Origin of the sequence: [Clostridium] innocuum, assembly GCA_012317185.1 — a bacterium.
In the GTDB taxonomy this organism is placed as follows: Bacteria; Bacillota_I; Bacilli_A; order Erysipelotrichales; family Erysipelotrichaceae; genus Clostridium_AQ; species Clostridium_AQ innocuum.
In genome coordinates this window covers 553,631-574,530 of sequence record CP048838.1, presented here as the reverse complement: position 1 = coordinate 574,530, position 20,900 = coordinate 553,631, and the positions used below count along the sequence as shown (strand labels likewise).

Sequence of the window (20,900 nt, the reverse complement as noted above, 5' to 3'; positions counted from 1 at the left end):
AGCTTCCTCCTTATTCCATATTGTTCATTTCACGTATATGGATACGCTTGATTTGACCGGTAGCAAATATCGTTGCACAGATGATTCCCAGCAGCAGTACACCCGGATATATCAGATAAACCTGCACTGGAATTATCTGGATATGCACATCCGCACCCATGATGGCGAAGATTGGCTCCAGCATGAAGCGGTTACTGAGCATGGACAATGGAACTGCCGCAAGCATGGATACCAGGGCAACCAGAATCATCCGAATCACCTGCCAGCTGCGAATACTGCTGTTACGGAATCCAATACTCTTCATCATAGCGATTTCTCCCTTTTCACGTACGATGAACAGCTTTTCCATCAAGAGTGTAATCAGCATAATAACAGCACAGAGCATAGCAGTCATCGGAATCAGAAGCTCACTCAGAGATTCCTGAATACCGCCGATATTGCGATCGACAATTTCCTGAGCCGTATACCATTCATAATCAGGAAACTGCTTTTGCAGGGTATCCTTCAGCTCCGTTTGACTCTTGTCTGTCTTCATATCAACATTGACATTCCAATACTCAAACATGTCCACCTTACTTAGATCAAGCTTTGCATTCAGACGGGCACTGCTTCCCAGCTGCATATAATCGGCGTAGCTTCCTGTAATGATAAACTTGTAGGTTTCACCGTTCAGATCGGCCTCTATACGATCTCCGATATGCCAGTTGTTATCCTCCAGAATGAGGCGGGAGAAGGCAATTTCGTTTTCCAGCACAGGAGCACTGCCTTCCAGATAATCCAGATATTCCGTATTGCGCCCCTGTATTTGCAGGGACATGATTTTCGTATTGCCCTTTTTTCCGGGAGCATGAAACGGCAGGAAGTAAATGGAGGAGGCCGTCAGCTCAGCATCATAGCCCTTTTCCTTCATTTCCCGCTCCACACGCTGCATTCCCTTTTTCAGCTGTGCGGAGTTTCTGTATGCGGAATCCTGTTTTCCTTCAATTTTCTTTATATATACAGCACTGTCTGTATTCACGGTGAATTTGGATGCCATTTCACTGCTCTGCATGGTATTGATGGTATTCAGTGGAATAGTGATCAGAACAAAGCTGATACAGAAGGTAACCAGCAGCAGGGCATAGCGTTTCAGATGCGTCAGCATGTCATTGATACCCAGATATGCGGGAACACGCAGATATTTCTGTTTGAACAAATACAAGGCCGACGCTTTCGCAAAGCTCTCTCCGCTGTGTCCGCCCCGAATGGCGGATATCGCAGTAATGCGGCTCAGCTTTCGTGTACAGTTCATACAGAACAGCATGACTAGAAAGATGATAAGCAGGGTACAGAGAATATTTACAAAAAAATTAACACCGCTGTCCTCCATAATCATATTCACACTGACTCCCGCCACCATGACACGACTGATCGGCACACTGATCAACAGACCGAGAAACGCCCCGCTGCTGACAAGAAATGCATATTTCACAAGATACAGCCGTCGTATTGCCTTATCCCTCAGGCCGATTGCCTTCATAATACCAATTTCACGGTACTCCTCTTCCATGGTGAACAGCAGGGTAAAGCGAAGAACCAGTAAAGCAATCAAAATCATGCAGATGCCCACCAGAATCAACAGAGCAGCAAGAATCAGATCAAAGGAATAGATCATGGAATACATACTGCGTGAAACCGTATTTAAAACGGAGGGAAAGCTTTGCAGGTTCTGTGCTTCCGTGAATTCAGAAATAGAGTCCACATTGATGAAGTATAAAGAATACGTCCGGTCACTGCCCGCTTTTTTAAATTTTTCATACATATCTGAATTCAGAAAGATTCTTGACATACCAACCATATCATTTCCAAACGCCGCATCCTTTACTACGGTTGTCAGAGTAAAGGTTTTATCCTCACTGCCGATCATGATACGCACCTTATCGCCGAGCTTCAAATCGTTTTTGTCCATCAGAAATGCAGGCATTCCGATTTCATCATCCGCTAAATGAAGAGCTCTCCCATCCGGATCAAAGCCCTTGCAATAGTCACTTCTTTCCTCGGACAGGAAAAGGCTGAGTCCTTCCGCGTTAAACTTCTTTCCATTCTCCCTGTGCAAATTTTTCTGTTCCACAGAGAGCATTTCCTGATAACCGTAATCCTTCACACCCGGAGCCTCGGTTTCTATCCATTTCATGATCTTCTCTTTTTCCCCGGAATTTACTGCCACCAGATTCACATCCGGTATATTTGCATAATCCATGTAGTAATCCACAGAGGAGCTTACAACAAGAATATTATTTACACTGCTTGCAAGAAATACCGTCGCAATGGTAATAAACAGAAACAGAATCAGATTGACACTCTTTCTATGCATTAAATCTTTTTTCAACATTCGTTTCAGCATTGCCGTCACACCCTTTCTACAAGCTAAGAATACCGCAGTCTTTCTTAAAAAATCCTTAAATACCGAAGAAAGCTTTCATCCCTACCATTTATTCACATATATTCTTTTTCAATCAGATTCAGCCATATTTATTTCAATATCAGCCATATATTTTCATAAAGAAAGCAGAAGCTGTTCTAAACCTCTGCGGATGCTCCTGCTTTGTATTCATCTTTGAAAAGGATGGCGCAGGTATGACCTTTGTACACTATTTATGATATGGATTGTTGTTCTGTATCATAAAGGCACGATAAATCTGTTCCAGTACGAGCACTCTTGTCATCTGATGGGTAAAGGTCAGATCACTCAGCTTCCATTTCCAGTTACAGCGATCATAGACATTTTTGCCCGGTCCCAGAGAGCCTGCGATAACGAATGTAAGGTTACTGGTCTGATAGGTCTGTAGCTGATCAAGCTTTTTGGAAAACCGCTCACTATCCACCATTTCTCCCCATAAATCGAGAAGGATTACATATTCCTGCTCCTTTATTTTGGCGAGAATGCGTTCTCCTTCCTTTTCCTTAACCTGATTGTTCTGTGAATCGCTGTTGCTCTGCGGTGCCACTTCATCATTTACTTCGATGATTTCCAGCTTTGTAAACGGCCGCAGCCTTTTTTCGTACTCTTCAATCTGTGTACGCAGTGCCTTTTCCTTTATTTTTCCTACTGCAACAATTTTTATCATAAGTTCTCCTTTACCTGCTTCAATAGCTCCAGCTTACTTTCCAGCCATCTGCGGCGCAGTCTTTTAAACATCCGATATTCTGCGAGCACCTCAACAATGCCGGATGCTGTATCCACTGCGTTTACCACCCATGCTTCCCTGCACATAGGTGGTATGACGGTTAACGGCCACATATGCTTGCGGATGATTTCCTGCTCCCGTTCACTGATTTGAAAATCGCGCAATGCATTGCGATTCGCAAAAAAAGGGTGGCGAAAGCCATGCAGTCTGTGCCAATCCTCTGCCTCATGCCAGTCATATAGAAAATAGTCATGCAGCAGCGCGCCCCGTACCAAAGAGCGTTCATCACAGGACATCCGCAGCTTTCTGACCAGTGTAAAGCTGTAATAGGATACGACGAAGCTGTGCTCCAGACAGCTGATGGATCCGTGCTGTATATACTTCTGCATATCCCATACCCTGGCATCCCCCAGCAGCTCCTTCGCTATATTTAAAAATTCCGGTACTTCCTCTACGTGCATATTCCACCTCACTACGAGAATTATTGTACGCTGTTTTTCATCAGAGTGCAAATATCAGAAGCCGTACTTTATCGTATCCAATACCCGTTGCAAAAAAATGTTCAATGCTCAAAGCGTAGCCTTTGACCTGCAGCTGAGGATATATCACCTGATGATTATTTTATAAGAGCGTCAATGTTTCGTAATCTCCTTCGAATAAGCAGTGAGGATACTCAGGAAACAGGTATACATGAACATTTATGCATAGGCGTTTATTTCAACGCATATAGAATATAAAAATCATATCATTTTTTCGTAAAATGTCTACAAACCACGAATTTTATAGTACAATGAAAGAAAAGGGTGATGGTATGAAAAAGAATAAAAAAGGATTTACACTTGTCGAGATCATTGTTGTTCTGGTAATCATCGGTATCCTGATGGCACTTGCTGTACCGGCTGTCATGAGCTACGTGCGCAAGGCGGCAGATACCAAGCTGATTTCCGAAGCAAGAAGTGTCATGGTAGCCTCCAAGGAGAAGGGAATCGAACTGGTAAAGAAACAGCAGCTGGACTTACTGGCGACGGATGAAAATATGAAGGATATCATGAAACGCTCGGAAGTGGAAGGGACCCTGATGGAAATATATAAAAACAAGGCAAATAACGGTGCCGGAGATTTTATCGTTTTGATAGGGGAAACCTATATCCGATACGATGATCAACAGCAGAAGTATGAAATATTGACCTCCTATGATAATCTATTTGTAAAAGCAAACGAAATTCACCTTGCTTTAATAAAGGGAGAGCCTCTCAGCATCATTCAGGCTTTCATCGATCAAAAAGATAAGGCATTCATCAATTCGGAAGGTGCAAATGCCGGTAACAGTCTGCGCAAGGCGCTTAACGACGCTGGTATAGCCAGCGGATATGATTACAGCTTCAGAATCTATGCAAGTAAAAGTGATAACAATTATACGATAACGATAAGTGAGCGCAAGGTAACCTTGGAGGATATAAAAAAGGGAAATAAAGTCAAGGTTATCCAGTATGATTATTCCGGAAATAATGGATTTAGCGGAACACCACGTGTTAAGACAGCAAATGCTTCCGTTAAGCTTGGAGAAGACTCCGGAGGTACACAGGACGATTACGCTGCATTAAAGCTGGATGATATCAAGGACTGGGAGGTTATCTCACAATAGCCATGTGAATGTAATAAAAAACTGCAATGCATCTGTGGTACGCTTGACCGGTATCACTGATGATATAAGCAGTTTTTTTACTGATACTCCTTCTTATATGCCATCTTCTTAAACATGACCTTCCATTCTTCAAAATCCTTCATGATGTTCTCCAGCTTGAGCGTTTCCTGACAGCTGAGCTTTTCATGCATATACCCCTCTGTCATCCATACCAGCATCTGATACACCTGCTTCGGATCAACATCATTGTTAAATTTTGAGAAATCCACATGCGCAAAAAAACGGTCAAAGGTCGTGTCCATCAGAGAATGCAGCTCCATTGCCACATCACTGCTGACAGCCTCGCGGCGGGAAGAAAATGCCCGGCAGATAAAATCCAGAATAAACGGATGCTCCACCATTATCTGCATTTTTTTCTGCGCCCCGAATTCCATCAATGCGAAGAAATCTGTGATTTTTGTGAAGTCCTCATCATCCAGCGTCTTTGTGACGATAGTTACACAATACTGAAACAGATACATATAAAAGCTTTTTTTATCCTTGAAATAATAGAATAATAACCCCTTGGATATGCCTGCCTTGGCCGCAATATCCTCCGTGTTTGCCTTTTTGTATTCATATCTGCCAAACACTTCCATACCGGCATCGATGATACGCCGCTGCTTCTCCTGTGAAAGCTCCTCGAATTTTTCCATACTATATACTCCTAACCCCCTGATATGTTATTCAAAAAAAGCTATGATTTCCTGTATGCTGACCGGGACCATCGCGTTTGCATCGACGCCCACATCATATCGTAACAGACCGTTATCACGGTTTCTGTAAATTACATCCGCGTGATTGTGCTGATGTCCGTGCAGATGGATTGCTCCTTGATAAAAGCCGTTCCATTCCGCTATCGGATAATGAAATAAGACAAAGGTATGTCCCTCATACTTCAGCTCATGCATCTGCTTTACCCATGTAAATATAGATTGATCAAATCCTGTTTGACGAACAAAACGGTCGTGATTACCTTCGATCAGATACTTTCTGCCCTTTCGCTTCTTCAGCATTTCCCGGGCATACACATGATTCTTCATGGTTACATCTCCCAGAATATACACCTCGTCATCTCCGCATATCCTTCGATTCCAGTTTTCCACAAGCGCCTGATTCATCTTTACGGCATTTTGATAGGGTCTGTTGGCAAGACGGATGATATGATCATGATAAAAGTGCAAATCTGCCATGAAGTATATCCTGCTGTCACCTGCTTTCCCTATACATACAGCTATTTTAGAAAACGGTATCCGTGCAGGATCATGCATCAGATACCGTTCCTTTATTTATTCCAGTATTACCGTCTTTTCGATTTCTTTACCATTGCGGTTTACGACAATGCTCACCTTGTCCTTTACCTTATGACTGTAGAGATACTGACGGAACTGCTTATAATCCTTGATCTCCTTACCATCAAATTTCACAAGGATGTCACCTTCTTTTATTCCAGCAGAGGCTGCCGGTGTCCGTGAGGCAACCTTGACAATCAGCAGGCCGCTTTCCACCTTGGAATCAATTCCCAGATATGCCTTGTCCAGCATACTCAGCTGCTCGATCGGCTGTACGGAAATTCCGAGAATCGGACGTACCACCTTGCCGTTGTTTTCCAGCTCCGTAATGATGGGAAGAACCTCATTGATCGGCAATGCAAAGCCAAAGCCCTCTACAGAGGTATCCGTTATCTTCATGGAATTGATACCAATCAGCTCTCCTGCCATATTGATTAACGGTCCGCCGCTGTTTCCCGGATTGATGGCGGCATCCGTCTGCAGAACATTCACATCCCAGTCCGCAACACCGTTGTTGTCGATATCCATTTCCATTCTTCTGTCCACACCGGATATCAGACCACCGGATACACTGCCCTGATACTCAATGCCCAGCGGACTTCCCATGGCAATGACATATTCCCCCTTTTTGACAAGTGAGGAATTCCCCATCACAAAGGCCTCCGCTTTGAAATCAACATCTGTTTTCAACAGTGCAAGATCGGTTAGCTCGTCCTTTCCGACGATATCCACCTTCTGTTCCTTGCCGTTCGCAAAGGTGACAACCGCTTCATCCCCATCCGCAACAACATGATTGTTGGTGATGATATAAACCGTCTTTCCGTCAACCTTATAAACTGCACCGCTTCCAGTGTCGAGTGCCTGACCGCGTGCTCTGGCAGTAACTGTCACAACCTTATTTTCGCTCTTCGCCACAAGCTCTGTCACATCACTTGTGATATTTACACTTGCGGTTTCCACCTTCTGCTTCGTCTGCTGTGCAGCAGTTGCTGCTGTTGTGTCCTCTTTTGATTGCAAATATAAAATCGTCAGGACAATATTCCATCCGATCAGTGCCACTAGGAGAAAGGCTGTCAGTCGTTTCATGATGATTTCCCTCCGGTATAAATGGAAAACTGATCCGCAGGATACAGGCGGAGATCCTCGCGATCCTTCTGTTTCCGCTTCAGTGTTTCCTTCAGTGTGGTAAGTGCCATGTCCCGTGTGTTTCCTTCCTGGGAGATATGCGCAAGTACGATTTCCTTTGTATGATCCCCCATGACATCACACAGGATGTTCGAGCAGTCCTCATTGCACAGGTGTCCGCAGTCACCGATGATACGCTGCTTCAGATAGACAGGCCTTGTCGTCTGCATCAGCATCTCGATATCGTGATTGCTTTCAAAGACATAATAGTCCGCATTGCGTATGTATTCCTTAACCTCATCTTTAATATATCCCGTATCTGTCACATATACCATTTTCTCATCCTCGGTCTCGATGACATAGCCTACGGTGCCTTCACAATCATGACTCATCGGCAGTACGGTTATTCGAAAATCCTGCAGTTCAAAGCGATCGTAGGGGCGTATGCCGTGCAGATGGCTGGTCGCGATATCCTGTGTCGCATATGTTGGTATGGGGTCAAACAGCTTCATCTGTGCGACATGGTCGCTGTGTGTATGCGTAATCAGAAGTGCATTGCTCTGCATGGGATCATAGCTGATCTGTTCGAAGCAGCTTTTCAGATATTTTCGCGTTGTTCCACAGTCAATGACCAGTTTGGTATCCTTATGTTTTATCAGACAGCAGTTACCTTTGGAACCGCTGGCCAGTAGTGCAAATTTCATATGCGGCCCCCTTTTCTTATACGATATGTCCACTTCCTTGAGCCCTTGGAAGAAACAGGCTGTCGCATCACAGCCGGTATGCTATCTACATGCAATATGCAAAAAGTTATATAACAAATATTTGACACTATGAGAATCCGTCGTGTGCGATGTTGAAGAAGGCAGATATGGATTTCTGAAATGCAAGCTCCACCTTGCCTGTCGCACCGTTACGGTGCTTGGCAATATCAAGATCGGTCTGATCGGTCGGATTGTTTTGTTCCGCCTCATCATCCTTCGCATAATAGGCATCACGATACAGAAACATGACGATATCGGCATCCTGCTCGATGGCTCCGGATTCACGAAGGTCGGACAGCATCGGATGCTTGTCGGGACGGGTTTCCACGGAACGCGACAGCTGTGAAAGTGCGATCACCGGACATTCCATTTCTCTGGCCAGTCCCTTCAGGGAACGGGAAATTTCCGATATTTCCTGCTGGCGGTTATCTCCGCTTTTTCCGCTTCCGCTGATCAGCTGAAGGTAGTCAATGACGACCAGATCAAGACCATGCTCACTTTTCAGCTTACGGCATTTGGAGAACACCTCGGATATTTTGATATTGGAGCTGTCATCCACAAACAGCTTGCTGGCCATCAGTTCATTCGCCGCTTCGTTCAGCTTGCTGAATTCATCATCCAGAATAGCACCGCTTCTCAGCTTATTGGATTCCACTGCGGACTTGGCACTCAGAATACGCTTCATCAATGCCTCCGCCGGCATCTCCAGTGAGAAGATGGCAATTGCCCCGGGATTGTAAAAGGATGCATTCAACGCCAGATTCAGCGCGAAGGCAGTCTTTCCCATCGCCGGACGGGCCGCAAGAATAATCAAATCGCCACGCTGAAAGCCGTTGGTCATACGGTCAAGGTCGGTATAGCCGGTCTTGATTCCGGTTACACGGTTATCACTGGAGCGCAGACGAATCAGCTCCTGCATGACATTGGAAACAACCTCCCGGCTGCTTTTGAAATCAGTGGCACGACGGCTGCGCGTAACACCGAGGATATCCCGTTCCGCCTTATCCATGATTTCATCCAGATCATTTGCTGTATCAAAGCCGTCCTCGGCAATCTGTTCGGCTGCTTCGATTAAGCGTCGCAGATGTGCTCTGCTTTTGATCATTTCAATATAATACACACTGTTGGCGCTGGATATCGCCGTATCACTCAGCTTGATGATATAGTCAGCACCGCCGACCAGATTCAGCTGCTCGATATCCTGTAAACGGGCAATCAGCGTGGTGACATCCACCGGCTTACCGCTGTCCGTGATATCCATCATGGCAGAGAATATACGCTGATGGATATCCAGATAGAAATCTCGCACATCCAGCCCCTGATCATATACAACGCTGGTTACGCTGGGATAAATCATCATTGCACCGAGAATGGACTGTTCCGCCTCGGTGCTATGTGGCAATTCTCTACTCATAAAGCCTCCTATCCGTTCACATGAACACGAATGGTTCCGATTACCTTATTTCTGTAAAGATCCACCTTTACATCCGTATAGCCCAGAGAGGTGATGGCATCGTTATCGATGACCTTTCTCTTGTCCACATGAATTCCGTATGTTTCATGCAGCTGTGCAACAATCTGCTTTGTGGAAACACTGCCGAACACACGTCCGCCTTCTCCTGTTTTCACATGGAATTCCAGCGTGATCTTCGCAAGCTGCTTTTTCAGGTCCTCTGCATCCGCTTCCTTCTGCTTTTCCTCCAGATCATGCTGCAGATTCTGCTCATCCAGAATCTCCATGCTTTTCTTTGTTGCCATTACCGCCAGGTTTTTATTCAGTAGAAAGTTTCTTCCGTAGCCGTCACTGACCTCTACGATATCCCCTTTCTTTCCCAGCTTCTTTACATCACTTAGCAGTATCACTTTCATCTTCGTCGTCCTCCTTGTTTTCTTCCAGATAGGTATCTATCATCTGTTTCAATTCTTCCTGTACGGCCTTCACCGTTGTTTGTTCTCTCTGCAGGGCAGCCATCGTGAAATGTCCGCCGCCATGCATATTCTCCATGATAATCTGTACGTTGATCTTCCCTTTACTGCGGGCAGATACCGCCACTTTGCCGTTTTCGATATTACCGATGACAAAGCTTGCCTCCATATCCTTGATATTCAGCAGACTGTCCGCCACCTGAGACATCAGTGTACGGTTGATTACACGGTTGTTATCAACTGCGGCGATCAGAATACCATCCGCATATTGTCCTGCATATTTCATGATTTCGGTTTTTGCCTCGAAATCATCAAAATCCTCCTTCAGAAGATTCTCTGCCGTAATCGGGTCAACTCCCAGATTTTTCAGATAGGCAGCAGCTTCAAACGTACGGCTTCCGGTTCTTGTTTTAAAGCGGTTGGTATCCACCAGAATACCGACATACATCAGTGTTGCCTCTTCCTCGCTCAGGTTTACCTTATTGTTCTGATAAGGCAGGAATTCGGTTGCCAGCTCACATACGGAGCTTGCACTCGATTCCACATACACCAGCAGCGGATTACCGATGAAGTCCTCACTTCTGCGGTGATGATCGATCACAACGATACGGTTAGCTGCCTCCAGTGTCTGCGGAGCTCCCGTCTGTTTTGGATTGTGATGATCGACGGCAATCAGTAAATCGTCGTTTTCTATCATTTTCGCGGCATCACCGTCACTGATAAAGCGGTGCCGTCCCTCCAGCTTCTCCCGGTACAGCATCAAAGCCTCCTGCAGCTGCGGTTCGATTCCACCGCCATCCGATACCACATATACTTCCTTGCTATAGGCAGCAGCCAGCCGTGACATACACAGCGCACTTCCCATGCAGTCAAAATCCATATTCTGATGACCGATGACAAACACCCGGTCTGCTTCCATGATGGCTTCCTTGATCGCCTGCGACATCACACGGACACGCACCTTGCTTCGTTTTTCACGTGCCTCACTGTTCCCACCGAAATATTTCACACTTTCGCCATACTTCTTGACAGCAGCCTGATCACCGCCCCGGCTCTGTGCCAGCTCCAGAAGATCATTCACCATCGTATCCAGCAGACGGAAATCATCCGTACCACGGGCAAACGACATACTCAGCGTTATGGATACATCGATATCCTCAGCGTTTTTACGTATCGTGTTCAGAATGTCAAATTTATCCTGTACGACCTGTTCGAAAATCGCCTCATTCAAAATGACGAGAAAGCGATCGGAGCGCAGACGCCGGATAAACATCCCGTAGCGGCCTGCCCATTCCACCAGTGGCTGACGCAGCTGTGTATTGATGGTTGCCATGGTTCCTTCATCCTCATACTGCTGAATTTCCATATAATTATCCAGCTGCAGCAATCCGGCAACGATACTGTCCTTCTTAAACCGTTCTGTTATGGTTTCCAGCTTAGTGATATCCCGTACAAACAGCACCTGTCCGTTTTCCTTGCGTGCAATCTCATATACATATTCCCCATTCGGATCACTTGCCGTCAGCTCGTCCACAGAGCCGTTGAAAAGATCTGTAATCTCCGGAATCCAGCTGGTCAGCTTTTTTCCAACAACATTAACAGAGCGCTCCTCCAGAAACTCATTGATCCATGTCGCATTGTACTGCTCATCATACGTAATGATACCGACCTCGCCAAAGGACAGGGCATCCTTGGCATCATGTCCCAGAATATGGGAGATATCGATATCACGCTGTTCCTTATCACGCTCATACTTCAATACGATCCAAATGATGACAAGGATATTCAGAATCAGCAGAATCGTCATGGGCAGAATCTGAAGACCCGGAATCCCGGCCATATACAGCACAAACAATGCCGCAGCTTCCGCAATCAGTATAATTGCGATTTGAACCTTAAAATTTTCCAAACGATCCATTTATGACACCTCGTTTCATTTTATCTCTCAGCAGAAACAGGATATCCGCAATGCCGATTACGGCAATGACATCCTGTACATAGGGCACAAAGACTGCAATCATCAACAGAAACACAAATGCGCGCTTTCGTAACAGCACCAGCAGTCCCATGATACACATCGCTCCGCAGGCGATTGCATAGACCTTGCAGACAAGGTAGGCCCCCAGCAGTATCGTCGAAGCTTCCTGGTTTAATTTTAGCACATTTCCACTGTAAAATAGAACCCAAATGACAAGAATCAGCCATCCGTTCCATTTCGGAGCACGAATACTGAGAATATTGTTCATCGGACGTACCCTGATATGCAGCCGGGAAAGCAGGATGTTGCCAATCATGTGGATACACATCGTCTGCAGCACGCTCATGAGAACAGCCACCAGAACAACGATGACCGTTACAGTTTTCATGAGATCGATTCCGGTATGGATGTTCATAAGCTCCAGTATGGTTTTCACCAGCTCGATATCCTCTGCCGGATCGTAACCAAATACAGCTGCAAGCAAAACAGTTGTGACCAGATAGGAAAAAAATGTGAAGATACCGCTGAAAACAAGCAGCGTACCGTTCTTCCAGCCTTTTCTCACCCCGCCACCATATACCAGTCCCACAACAATGCAGCTAAAGAGATAAAAGATCGTTGTTGGTGAGCTGATCATGAAGGAAAGCAGCAGCATGCTGACAGAGGGAACCAGTGCATTGCGCACTCCGTATTTTGCCGTATAGACCAGAATGGGAAAGGTCAGTACCCAGTACATGAAATATTCCAGCATGTTTCCCAGCTGTCGGTTGATAAACAGAATCAGTCCGACAATGGCGCACATCATCGCCCCTTCTGTTATCTTACGTGTCTGATTCTTCATACCCTCTGCTTCCTTTCTCTGCCGTGCCTCAGCAATGCTCCTTGCCGCCCTGTGCAGGGATACAGCTATGAAAAAACTCCATCCTGCGACAGATGGAGTGAATATGCGATATTATTCGCTTACGTAAGGCAGTAAAGCCATCTGGCGTGCACGCTTGATTGCAGTAGCCAGCATACGCTGATATTTTGCACGTGTACCTGTTACACGTCTTGGAATAATTTTTCCGTTTGCGGAAATGAATCTTTTCAATAATTCAATATCCTTGTAGTCGATGCTTTCAATTTTATTTTTCGTAAAGTAACATACTTTTTTACGTCCCATACGCTGTTTTTTGAATGCCATAGAAAATCTCCTTTCTACCATTAAAATGGTAAATCATCACTTGCGATATCCAGTGTATCGCTGCTTGTAAAGTCATTGGAGTAGGACTGAGAGCTGCTGTTGTCACTCTGGTAGCCCTGATTGCTTCCCTGATCATAGTCAGGTACATAGGCATTGCTGTTCGCATTGCTTGCAGCTGCGCTTTTGCTTTCCAGAAACTGTACGCTGTCTGCGACAACTTCTGTTACATAAACGCGTTTACCGCTCTGATCATCATAGCTGCGCGTCTGGATTCTTCCTTCCACACCGACCAGAGAACCTTTATGTGTATACTGTGATACGATATCCGCTGTTTTATTCCAGGCAACCGTGTTGATAAAATCAGCATCCGGTTGTCCCTCCTGCTTGAAACGACGGGTACATGCTACAGTAAAGGAAACAACAGATGCACCATTTGCAGTCTTACGCAAGACAGGATCTTTCGTTAAACGACCGACTAATACGACTCTATTGATCATATGTCCATCCTCCTAAGTCTTACTCTTCGTCCTGAGTTTTGATAATCATATAACGTACGATGCTGTGGTTGATACGTGCCAGACGCTCGAATTCGTGAATTCCTTCGTTGTTGGCAGTTGCATTTACGACAACATAGTAACCTTTTTTCATGTGATTGATTTCATACGCGAACTCTTTCACGCCCCATTCGTCTACCTTATCGATAGTACCCTCGTGGTCAGTAATAATCTTGTGGAAACTGTCCATCAGTTTAGTGCGTGCTGCATCATCCAAAGATGCGTTCACGATGTACATGATTTCGTATTTTTTCATTCTGTACACCTCCTCGTGGTCTTAAGGCCCTATATCCGTTATGTATAGAGCGGGGAGTAGAGATTTCTACCCGTTTACTGATTATATCATGGGGAAATGGTGAAAGTAAAGTCATATTTTGACTTTTTCCAAATAGAGTAGAGCAGTACTGTTTTCTCAGACAATGCAGAGGGAGTTTTATGAGACGGAATCATCTATTTATTGATTCATCCTTAATCTTATTCCTGATATTACCGGCATATCATCTCCGCGATGTTTACAGAAATACAGGCAACATCAGTAGTAAGCAGAAACAGCCGGGTATATTTGCTGTTCCTCGTTCAAGAGCGTATACAAGAGCATTCATCCAATCTTTTTCAGAAGGTGGATCGGGATTTTTTTCTGTATTTTCATGAGGATATGTGTTAGACTGTAGATACGAAAAAAAGGAGGGGCTGACCCATGAGGAATTATATAATAAATACGATCTATCCATTTACGATCCATCCGCAAAAGCCCCGGCCTTTCCGTAGCTCAACAGCCTGCTAGAAGCGTTTTTTCTTATGCTTTCAACAGCTTAAGTTATTCTTTTCTTACCCGAAGCAATACGCTGCAATTAAACGCCACTTGTCGGCGGTGACTGCCTTGTTTTTGATTCACAAATTATTGGTTGTGAAAGCAAGCGGCAGGCACTTCTGGATTCCTATGAAAATAACAGCAGAGAAAGAGCACCACCTGATCATATTCCTAAGCACATACAACAATACAGGAAAGAAGGGATATGATTATGAAGAAATATACAGAAACTGCTTCTGTCATCAGCCATTACGATGATAAGAAAGCATATGATATGTATTGTAAAAAGCTTTTGTCAAATAAACAGATACTCGCCTATGTTATGAAGGGCTGCATTCCGGAATATGCAGATATTCCACTGGAGGATATACCGTCCTATATCGAATTATCTACCATGAACACCGCAGATTGTGAATACATTGATGATCAGCAGATAGAGGTCAGCGACGAATCCATACCGGGGGCACAAATCAGATACGATATCCAGTTTGAAGCGGCGCTACCCTTGAAGCAAAATGATACCCGAAAGAACACAGACACAGAAGACAGACTTCGTATGATCATCAATCTGGAAAGTCAGGCAAGGGATAATCCAGGCTATCCACTGATCAAGCGTGCATTGTATTACTGCGGCAGATTGATGGCAAAGCAGAAGCATCCAAGGGATGGTTTTCAGCATTCCGATTATGACAAAATCAAGAAGGTATGATCTATCTGGATCTGTATCGGCCATGACAATCAGAAAAATGATGTCATCAATACGTATAGGATACAGGAAACATGTGAAACAAAGATATGGCATGCGGAAAAGGAGGACTATGACCTGATAACGGCGGTCATGGTGTATCCGAAGAAGGAAGGCATTCGTAAAGCGCAGGATATTCCGGATGCAGTAGAGCAGGAGGATGAGAACAAGCAGAGGCTGCTAGAGCTGTTAAAAATATTGTTCATAAAAAATCTCGCAATCGTGGATAAAAAGGAACAATTACAGAAGGAGTATGGTATACTCATGGAAAGAGAGATTGGTAAGGAGGTCATGGATATGTGCAACTTTAGTGATTTTATCGAACAGCGAGGTATTGAAAAGGGCTTGGAGCAAGGGCTGGAACAAGGGCTGGTAAAAGGGCTGGAACAAGGCTTACAACAAGGAAAAGCGGAAGGAAAGATAGAAGGCAAAGCGGAAGCAACCCTTCTCCATGTAAAAAAGCTGATGCAGAGAATCAACGTCAGTGCTGTGGAGGCAATGAATATACTGGATGTTGAAGACGATATTCGACCTGCTGTTCTGCAATCTCTGCACCTTTCCTGAAAAGCGGTATCACTCATAACCAAAAGAGCTGTGCAAACATCAGTTCATTCTTTTTGCAGTATATGCCGGCTATCATTCCTGACGCAGCATAAAAAGGCAGGAACCTGTACATAAAGCATACATGTCAAAGCATTGGCACCATAGAATTTCTTCTGCTTTTTTATTATCAGGGCAAATCATTGGCTTTTAATTTTTCCCATAGGACTTTATAATATATTCAGCAAAAAAAAGAACGACTGCGCACGATTGATAAGCACCTGCGTTTCACATAAAATAACACTGTCGAGGATGTATGATTATTCATCCCTTCACGCTTTTCTCCTGCATATCAATCAAGCTTTTATTTGCATATTATTGTGAAAATAACGCCTCGTTACAGCTTGTCTTCGAGTGCTATACTAGAGAAAAGAAAGAAGGGATTTGATGAAACTGCTGATTGGATCAGTTACCAAATGCGAGGAAATCAAGCAGGCAGTATTATCCATGGAGCTTCCGCTTACCTATCAGGGCAAAAAGGGACTTCAGATGGTATTTGACTGTACATCCGATGAGGATGAGAAAATCATTCTGAGAAAGGTAAAGGACGAATTGAAGCAGCTGCCGGAGCTTGGCGGTATCTTCTATAATGTGACATGCGAATAAGCCTATAGCACTGCTTATCATGTTACAGTACAAAAAAAGAAAGCAGGAGCCTTATTTACAGGTACCTGCTTTCTTTTCCCTCTGTATACGCAGCCCATGCCTTCTGCAATTCCCCATTCCCTTATTGTCTAATCCTTTATTATCAGACAGTAGAACGGTTAGCTGCTCTTTTCTACACAAGCCACTTTTGTTTTCGCAAGATAATCATGCAGTGAACGATGTGAGTCAGTTTTCATCACAAGAATAAGGGACAGTGCTGTAAGAATCATCCCTGCAATCTGCCAGTAATAATCTACATAATAGCTCAAGGACAGCGTCACCAGCTGCCGGATATAATTCGATGCGACAAATGCTGCCCCCTCCAGCAGAAAACCACCGATAACCTGACGCTTCAGCAATGTGAGCAAATCCACTGCTGTACCATCCGTTTTTTCTATTCGATAACCGGCAATGTGCTTCCCCAGTGTCTGCCCCGGCCAAATGCGCCATGGGACATATACAAAATAAAACAGTGCAAACAAAATACAGAGTGCCCCGGCCAGAAAAGCCCAGCCTCGTGCATATCCAAGTGATTCAAAAACATAAAGACCACCAAACATATCCTGTTTTTTTGTCAATCCGCTGTATAAAAGAACAGCAGGCAGCCCGGTAAAAATACCGCCGACTACCCAATCCACGATATAAGCACCCAGGCGTTTCAGTGTATCGACATCACACGGCGTATGATCGGTAATCGCATATAGCTTTGTATAAATACCTGTCATATTCAGCTGCATTTTCTTACCTCTTTTCTTCATATAGGGCATCCACCGCCTTCTTCATACGCTGCAGCCCCTCCAAAAGCTTAGCTCTTGGACAACCGCAATTCATACGCAGATACCCCTTACCATTGCTGCCATAGGTTTCCCCCTTCATGATAGCAACCTTTCCGATATGCACCAGAGCTTCCTGCAGCTCCTCACTTGAAAACGGCACAGCGCTGACATCGATCCACGCAAGATATGTCGCCTGCGGCATAGTAAAGCGCATATCCGGGAAATGCGCCTTCACAAACTGCTCCACCAGCTCCATATTTCCGCGGATATAGTCGCACAGCTGATCAATGTAATCATCACATTCCGTATAACCGACCATAGTCGCATACATTCCGAAGATACTTGCAGAATTCAGGAAATCGCGCTTTCTTGTCTGGTACAGAAATTCATCACGAATGCTTTGATCCGGAATCACCGCATAAGAGCCAATCAATCCGGGAACATTTAAAGTCTTACTGCAGGAGCTGACCAGAAACAGTTTGTCATAATCTTCTATATAATCGAGGATCGGCGTATGCTTTCCCCTCAGCTGCATATCCATATGAATTTCATCCGATATGATAGCCGTTCCATGCGACTTGCAGATCGATACCATTTTGTCCAGCTCCCTGCGACTCCACAGACGTCCGGTAGGATTGTGCGGAGAGCATAAGAGAAATACGGAGCATCCTTTTATATCCTCTTCGAATTTTTCAAAGTCGATTTCAAAATCATGCTCCCCCTGTACCAGCTCATGGCTTACAAGGATGCGATCCTGATCCTCAATTACCGTGAAGAAGGAATCATACATGGGATTAAAGCTTAGAATGCGGTCCTTCGGTTTTGATAACAGCCGAAGCAGAAGAGAAACGGAATACATGACACTTGGACTGTACAATATCCAATCCTCTTCCATATGGCATTGAAAACGCCGTTGAAAATATCCGGTGATACTCTCCTTGAAATCATGATGATTCCAGCGCGTATAGCCGTAGATTTCGTGCTGGGCGATCCTTTTAATCGTATTACTGATCGGCTTGGGAATCCGAAAGTCCGTATCGGAAATAGAAAACGGAAGCAGGTCTTTTTCCCCAAAGCGGTCTTCGATATAATCCCATTGTGTGCAATAGGTGCCCCTGCGCTCGATCACTTCATCAAAATCATACTTCATGTACTGCATCCTCCTTCAGAATCAAAAGCTCCTTGCTCGTCTTATTCATCGCTACACCGATACCATCTCTGATTACCACATCATCCTCTATGCGAATTCCGCCGATTCCCGGAAGATAGATTCCCGGCTCACAGGACATCATCATACCGTTTTGTAAAACAACAGTACCCGTTTCATTCAGAATCGGATATTCACAGCCATCGCCGATTCCAAGGCCATGTCCCAGACCGTGTGTAAAATATTCCCCATAGCCTGCGCGCGTTATAACTGCGCGTGCAGCGTTGTCTACTTCACACGCCACTGCCCCCTGTTTCATCGCCCGAATACCTGCAAGCTGTGCTTCCAGAACGATATGATAAATATTTGCAATTTCCGGCTTCGGCTTACCGATAAAGCAGACTCTTGTCATATCAGACTGATAATTTTTATATTGAATACCGAAGTCCATGAGGATCGGCTCATGCGCACGAATCTTCCTTCCTGTCGGGCGTCCATGCGGCAGGGCACTGCGTTCTCCGGTCCCTACGATTGTTTCAAAGGACATCTGCGCTGCACCGGCGGATATCGCATAATACTGCAGCAAAGCAGATATTTCATATTCACTCATACCGATATGCAGATGATGGATGACTCTTTGATAAATATCGTCTGTGATATCCACTGCCTCCTGCATAAGACGCTGTTCCTCTTCATCCTTGCAGATGCGCAGCATATGAATTTCCTCATCCAGCAGGCGGATATCCACACCGAGAGCCTCCATACGCCAGTATTCCTTTACCAGCAGCTGTGAGCTTTCCACCCCCATGCTTTTACAGGAATGTTTGTGCAGCAGCTCTTCAACAACACCAAGATATCCGTTTCCACCGGTATGCGGCTTATGCTGCACGATTTGTAACTCATGCTCCCGCTCATTTGCTTCTACCAGATAACGGCCATCAACAATCAGAAACCCCCGATCCTTCATAAGCAGAATCTGACAGCCGCTCCCTGTCAGTGTGTCCATATACTTTTTCATTGTTTTACTTTTGATCAGCAATGCATCCAGTTTCTGCTCCTGCAGAAATGTTTGCAGCTTTCCTAAGCGCTTTGCCATTGCACAGCACCCCTTTCCTAATTTTTAAATAAGGCAGACCTGCGCCTGCCTTACCAATACTGCGTCTTTAGAAATCCAGATCCAAATCGTTCAGCAATGCTTCATCCTCTGCGGAGATCACACTCTTTTGTGCTTCCACAGCTTTTTCATTTTCCAGCTCGCGCTTTTCATACAGCTTGAAGAACGGATACCACAGTGCAATAGAACCAAGCATCTGAATAGCATTTACTACAATGGTTCTCCAATCCAGGTTGACCAGATAGCCCTCCAGGAAGACTCCGACATATGGAGGATTGAAGACCGGCATATTCAGCAGTCCCATATCCATCAGCCAGTGCGGGAAGGTTCCAAGAATCGCCCCTCCGATAACATAAGGAATAAAGAACAGCGGGTTCAATACGATTGGCGCTCCAAACAGAATCGGTTCATTGATACCGAATAATGCAGGAATCAAAGCTACACGGCCGATTTTCTTCTGTGCCGCCGCCTTTGAGAAGATGCACCAGAATACAAGACCAAAGGTGACTCCGGTTCCCGTGAAGTTTGCGAAAGCAGAGATCGCACCACCGGTATAGAAATGCTCCAGCGGCAGATGTGCCTTGTAATTAGCGATATTGTCAGCCAGAAACTGTGTGGAAATCGGACTGGTAATCGGACTCAATACAGATGGATGAATACCGAAGAAGAACAACAGACAGCTCATCATCTGCAGGAAGGTGAAGGCCAGCGGATTATCCATGGAGCCTACCAACGGTGCTAACAGGTTGGTGAAGATCATCGGCGGTATGGTTTCAAATACATTCACACATACAACGCGGATAATCAGGAAGAAACCGATAACGATAACAGAAATCGGAATCATTTCGAAAGAACGTGATACAAAATCAGGTACGGACTCCGGCATCTTAATGGTAAAATGCTTTTTAATACACCAGCGATACAGCTCTACCGCAATAATCGTCGCAAACATAGCGGCAAACAGCCCCTTGGTACCTAAATAGGTCCCGGAAATACCGCCATCCTCCGTATATTCCACTGCCATCATCAAAAAGGCAATAATCCCCATACTCATACAGCCGGGAACATCCAGCTTATAGGAATTCGCCAAATGGTAGGCGATAATAGCCGTCACATACAAAGACATCAGACTCATCCCGACATTAAACGGAATATAAATGATATCCAGATTGGCTGTGATCCACTGCGATACCGGATTCTCTGCACCGATCATATTCGGAATTGCCTCCGGAATCAAACAGAAGCTTCCGATAATCAGCAGCGGTGTCATCGCTACCATCGCTTTTTTGATTGCACTCAGATGCACCTGTTTATCCATCCTATTGGCGATCGGCGTCAGATATTTATTCATAAATGCCTCAAATTTATCAAACATGTTTCCACTCTCGC

Annotated in this window: 20 protein-coding genes and 1 pseudogene; 3 read left to right on the top strand and 18 right to left on the bottom strand. The window is 45.0% G+C overall.

Going from position 1 to position 20,900, the window contains the following annotated elements:
• Nucleotides 1–10: 10 nt before the first annotated feature.
• From G4D54_02885 to G4D54_02875, 3 genes are all read right to left on the bottom strand, one after another.
• Nucleotides 11–2,383 carry an ABC transporter permease gene (locus tag G4D54_02885; protein ID QJA01438.1) on the bottom strand — a complete coding sequence of 791 codons (2,373 nt, stop codon included), beginning with the start codon at nt 2,381–2,383 and terminating at the stop codon, nt 11–13.
• Between the two features lie 247 nt (nt 2,384–2,630).
• On the bottom strand, nt 2,631–3,107 hold the full coding sequence (rlmH, locus tag G4D54_02880) for a 23S rRNA (pseudouridine(1915)-N(3))-methyltransferase RlmH (protein ID QJA01437.1): 477 nt from the start codon (nt 3,105–3,107) through the stop codon (nt 2,631–2,633).
• Nucleotides 3,104–3,628 (bottom strand): phosphohydrolase, encoded by a 525-nt coding sequence (locus G4D54_02875; protein QJA01436.1) that lies wholly within the window; start codon nt 3,626–3,628, stop codon nt 3,104–3,106. Before G4D54_02875 ends, rlmH begins: the two co-directional genes overlap by 4 nt.
• A gap of 299 nt (nt 3,629–3,927) precedes the next feature.
• Here G4D54_02875 and G4D54_02870 point away from each other — a divergent pair, with 299 nt between their 5' ends.
• A complete protein-coding gene (locus G4D54_02870) occupies nt 3,928–4,812 on the top strand; it encodes a prepilin-type N-terminal cleavage/methylation domain-containing protein (protein QJA01435.1) in 885 nt (294 codons plus the stop codon).
• A 77-nt stretch (nt 4,813–4,889) separates the two neighbouring features.
• On the opposite strand, the gene G4D54_02865 is transcribed toward G4D54_02870, so the two are convergent.
• The 11 genes from G4D54_02865 to rpsF form a co-directional block, all read right to left on the bottom strand.
• Nucleotides 4,890–5,507, bottom strand: a complete 618-nt coding sequence (locus tag G4D54_02865) for a TetR/AcrR family transcriptional regulator (GenBank protein QJA01434.1) — start codon at nt 5,505–5,507, stop codon at nt 4,890–4,892.
• A gap of 27 nt (nt 5,508–5,534) precedes the next feature.
• Entirely contained in the window at nt 5,535–6,044 is a 510-nt protein-coding gene (locus tag G4D54_02860) for a hydrolase (GenBank protein QJA01433.1), read from the bottom strand.
• A 96-nt stretch (nt 6,045–6,140) separates the two neighbouring features.
• A complete protein-coding gene (locus G4D54_02855) occupies nt 6,141–7,229 on the bottom strand; it encodes a PDZ domain-containing protein (protein ID QJA01432.1) in 1,089 nt (362 codons plus the stop codon).
• Complete coding sequence (locus G4D54_02850) at nt 7,226–7,972, bottom strand: MBL fold metallo-hydrolase (protein QJA01431.1); 747 nt, start codon at nt 7,970–7,972, stop codon at nt 7,226–7,228. Before G4D54_02850 ends, G4D54_02855 begins: the two co-directional genes overlap by 4 nt.
• A 127-nt stretch (nt 7,973–8,099) precedes the next feature.
• Nucleotides 8,100–9,446: a replicative DNA helicase gene (dnaB, locus tag G4D54_02845; GenBank protein QJA01430.1), complete on the bottom strand. Its 1,347-nt coding sequence runs from the start codon at nt 9,444–9,446 to the stop codon at nt 8,100–8,102.
• 8 nt (nt 9,447–9,454) lie between these two features.
• The gene (gene rplI / locus G4D54_02840) at nt 9,455–9,901 is read right to left on the bottom strand and encodes a 50S ribosomal protein L9 (protein ID QJA01429.1); all 447 of its coding nucleotides are present in this window, start codon (nt 9,899–9,901) and stop codon (nt 9,455–9,457) included.
• Nucleotides 9,879–11,876 (bottom strand): DHH family phosphoesterase, encoded by a 1,998-nt coding sequence (locus tag G4D54_02835; protein QJA01428.1) that lies wholly within the window; start codon nt 11,874–11,876, stop codon nt 9,879–9,881. Before G4D54_02835 ends, rplI begins: the two co-directional genes overlap by 23 nt.
• Nucleotides 11,854–12,777 (bottom strand): DUF2232 domain-containing protein, encoded by a 924-nt coding sequence (locus tag G4D54_02830; protein QJA01427.1) that lies wholly within the window; start codon nt 12,775–12,777, stop codon nt 11,854–11,856. The genes G4D54_02835 and G4D54_02830 overlap by 23 nt, the downstream gene beginning before the upstream one ends.
• Before the next feature lie 111 nt (nt 12,778–12,888).
• Complete coding sequence (rpsR, locus tag G4D54_02825; GenBank protein QJA01426.1) at nt 12,889–13,119, bottom strand: 30S ribosomal protein S18; 231 nt, start codon at nt 13,117–13,119, stop codon at nt 12,889–12,891.
• Between the two features lie 20 nt (nt 13,120–13,139).
• Complete coding sequence (locus G4D54_02820; protein QJA01425.1) at nt 13,140–13,616, bottom strand: single-stranded DNA-binding protein; 477 nt, start codon at nt 13,614–13,616, stop codon at nt 13,140–13,142.
• A gap of 19 nt (nt 13,617–13,635) precedes the next feature.
• The gene (gene rpsF / locus G4D54_02815) at nt 13,636–13,929 is read right to left on the bottom strand and encodes a 30S ribosomal protein S6 (GenBank protein ID QJA01424.1); all 294 of its coding nucleotides are present in this window, start codon (nt 13,927–13,929) and stop codon (nt 13,636–13,638) included.
• 760 nt (nt 13,930–14,689) lie between these two features.
• Here rpsF and G4D54_02810 point away from each other — a divergent pair.
• A pseudogene (locus G4D54_02810) lies at nt 14,690–15,793 on the top strand (hypothetical protein).
• A 423-nt stretch (nt 15,794–16,216) separates the two neighbouring features.
• Nucleotides 16,217–16,435 carry a hypothetical protein gene (locus G4D54_02805; protein QJA01423.1) on the top strand — a complete coding sequence of 73 codons (219 nt, stop codon included), beginning with the start codon at nt 16,217–16,219 and terminating at the stop codon, nt 16,433–16,435.
• Nucleotides 16,436–16,593: 158 nt separating this feature from the next.
• Here G4D54_02805 and G4D54_02800 read toward each other — a convergent pair whose 3' ends face one another.
• From G4D54_02800 to G4D54_02785, 4 genes are all read right to left on the bottom strand, one after another.
• The gene (locus G4D54_02800; GenBank protein QJA05140.1) at nt 16,594–17,211 is read right to left on the bottom strand and encodes an RDD family protein; all 618 of its coding nucleotides are present in this window, start codon (nt 17,209–17,211) and stop codon (nt 16,594–16,596) included.
• Between the two features lie 4 nt (nt 17,212–17,215).
• Nucleotides 17,216–18,400, bottom strand: coding sequence for a putative C-S lyase (locus G4D54_02795; protein ID QJA01422.1), 1,185 nt, complete (start codon nt 18,398–18,400; stop codon nt 17,216–17,218).
• Nucleotides 18,390–19,493, bottom strand: a complete 1,104-nt coding sequence (locus tag G4D54_02790) for an aminopeptidase P family protein (protein ID QJA01421.1) — start codon at nt 19,491–19,493, stop codon at nt 18,390–18,392. Before G4D54_02790 ends, G4D54_02795 begins: the two co-directional genes overlap by 11 nt.
• Nucleotides 19,494–19,560: 67 nt before the next feature.
• Nucleotides 19,561–20,886: a PTS sugar transporter subunit IIC gene (locus G4D54_02785; GenBank protein QJA01420.1), complete on the bottom strand. Its 1,326-nt coding sequence runs from the start codon at nt 20,884–20,886 to the stop codon at nt 19,561–19,563.
• Nucleotides 20,887–20,900: the final 14 nt, after the last annotated feature.

Coding starts and splice junctions, on each gene's coding strand:
- G4D54_02885 (QJA01438.1), bottom strand. CDS start 2,383: ATGCTGAAACGAATGTTGAAAAAAGATTTAATGCATAGAAAGAGTGTC.
- rlmH (QJA01437.1), bottom strand. CDS start 3,107: ATGATAAAAATTGTTGCAGTAGGAAAAATAAAGGAAAAGGCACTGCGT.
- G4D54_02875 (QJA01436.1), bottom strand. CDS start 3,628: ATGCACGTAGAGGAAGTACCGGAATTTTTAAATATAGCGAAGGAGCTG.
- G4D54_02870 (QJA01435.1), top strand. CDS start 3,928: ATGTCTACAAACCACGAATTTTATAGTACAATGAAAGAAAAGGGTGAT.
- G4D54_02865 (QJA01434.1), bottom strand. CDS start 5,507: ATGGAAAAATTCGAGGAGCTTTCACAGGAGAAGCAGCGGCGTATCATC.
- G4D54_02860 (QJA01433.1), bottom strand. CDS start 6,044: ATGGCAGATTTGCACTTTTATCATGATCATATCATCCGTCTTGCCAAC.
- G4D54_02855 (QJA01432.1), bottom strand. CDS start 7,229: ATGAAACGACTGACAGCCTTTCTCCTAGTGGCACTGATCGGATGGAAT.
- G4D54_02850 (QJA01431.1), bottom strand. CDS start 7,972: ATGAAATTTGCACTACTGGCCAGCGGTTCCAAAGGTAACTGCTGTCTG.
- dnaB (QJA01430.1), bottom strand. CDS start 9,446: ATGAGTAGAGAATTGCCACATAGCACCGAGGCGGAACAGTCCATTCTC.
- rplI (QJA01429.1), bottom strand. CDS start 9,901: ATGAAAGTGATACTGCTAAGTGATGTAAAGAAGCTGGGAAAGAAAGGG.
- G4D54_02835 (QJA01428.1), bottom strand. CDS start 11,876: ATGGATCGTTTGGAAAATTTTAAGGTTCAAATCGCAATTATACTGATT.
- G4D54_02830 (QJA01427.1), bottom strand. CDS start 12,777: ATGAAGAATCAGACACGTAAGATAACAGAAGGGGCGATGATGTGCGCC.
- rpsR (QJA01426.1), bottom strand. CDS start 13,119: ATGGCATTCAAAAAACAGCGTATGGGACGTAAAAAAGTATGTTACTTT.
- G4D54_02820 (QJA01425.1), bottom strand. CDS start 13,616: ATGATCAATAGAGTCGTATTAGTCGGTCGTTTAACGAAAGATCCTGTC.
- rpsF (QJA01424.1), bottom strand. CDS start 13,929: ATGAAAAAATACGAAATCATGTACATCGTGAACGCATCTTTGGATGAT.
- G4D54_02805 (QJA01423.1), top strand. CDS start 16,217: ATGAAACTGCTGATTGGATCAGTTACCAAATGCGAGGAAATCAAGCAG.
- G4D54_02800 (QJA05140.1), bottom strand. CDS start 17,211: ATGCAGCTGAATATGACAGGTATTTATACAAAGCTATATGCGATTACC.
- G4D54_02795 (QJA01422.1), bottom strand. CDS start 18,400: ATGAAGTATGATTTTGATGAAGTGATCGAGCGCAGGGGCACCTATTGC.
- G4D54_02790 (QJA01421.1), bottom strand. CDS start 19,493: ATGGCAAAGCGCTTAGGAAAGCTGCAAACATTTCTGCAGGAGCAGAAA.
- G4D54_02785 (QJA01420.1), bottom strand. CDS start 20,886: ATGTTTGATAAATTTGAGGCATTTATGAATAAATATCTGACGCCGATC.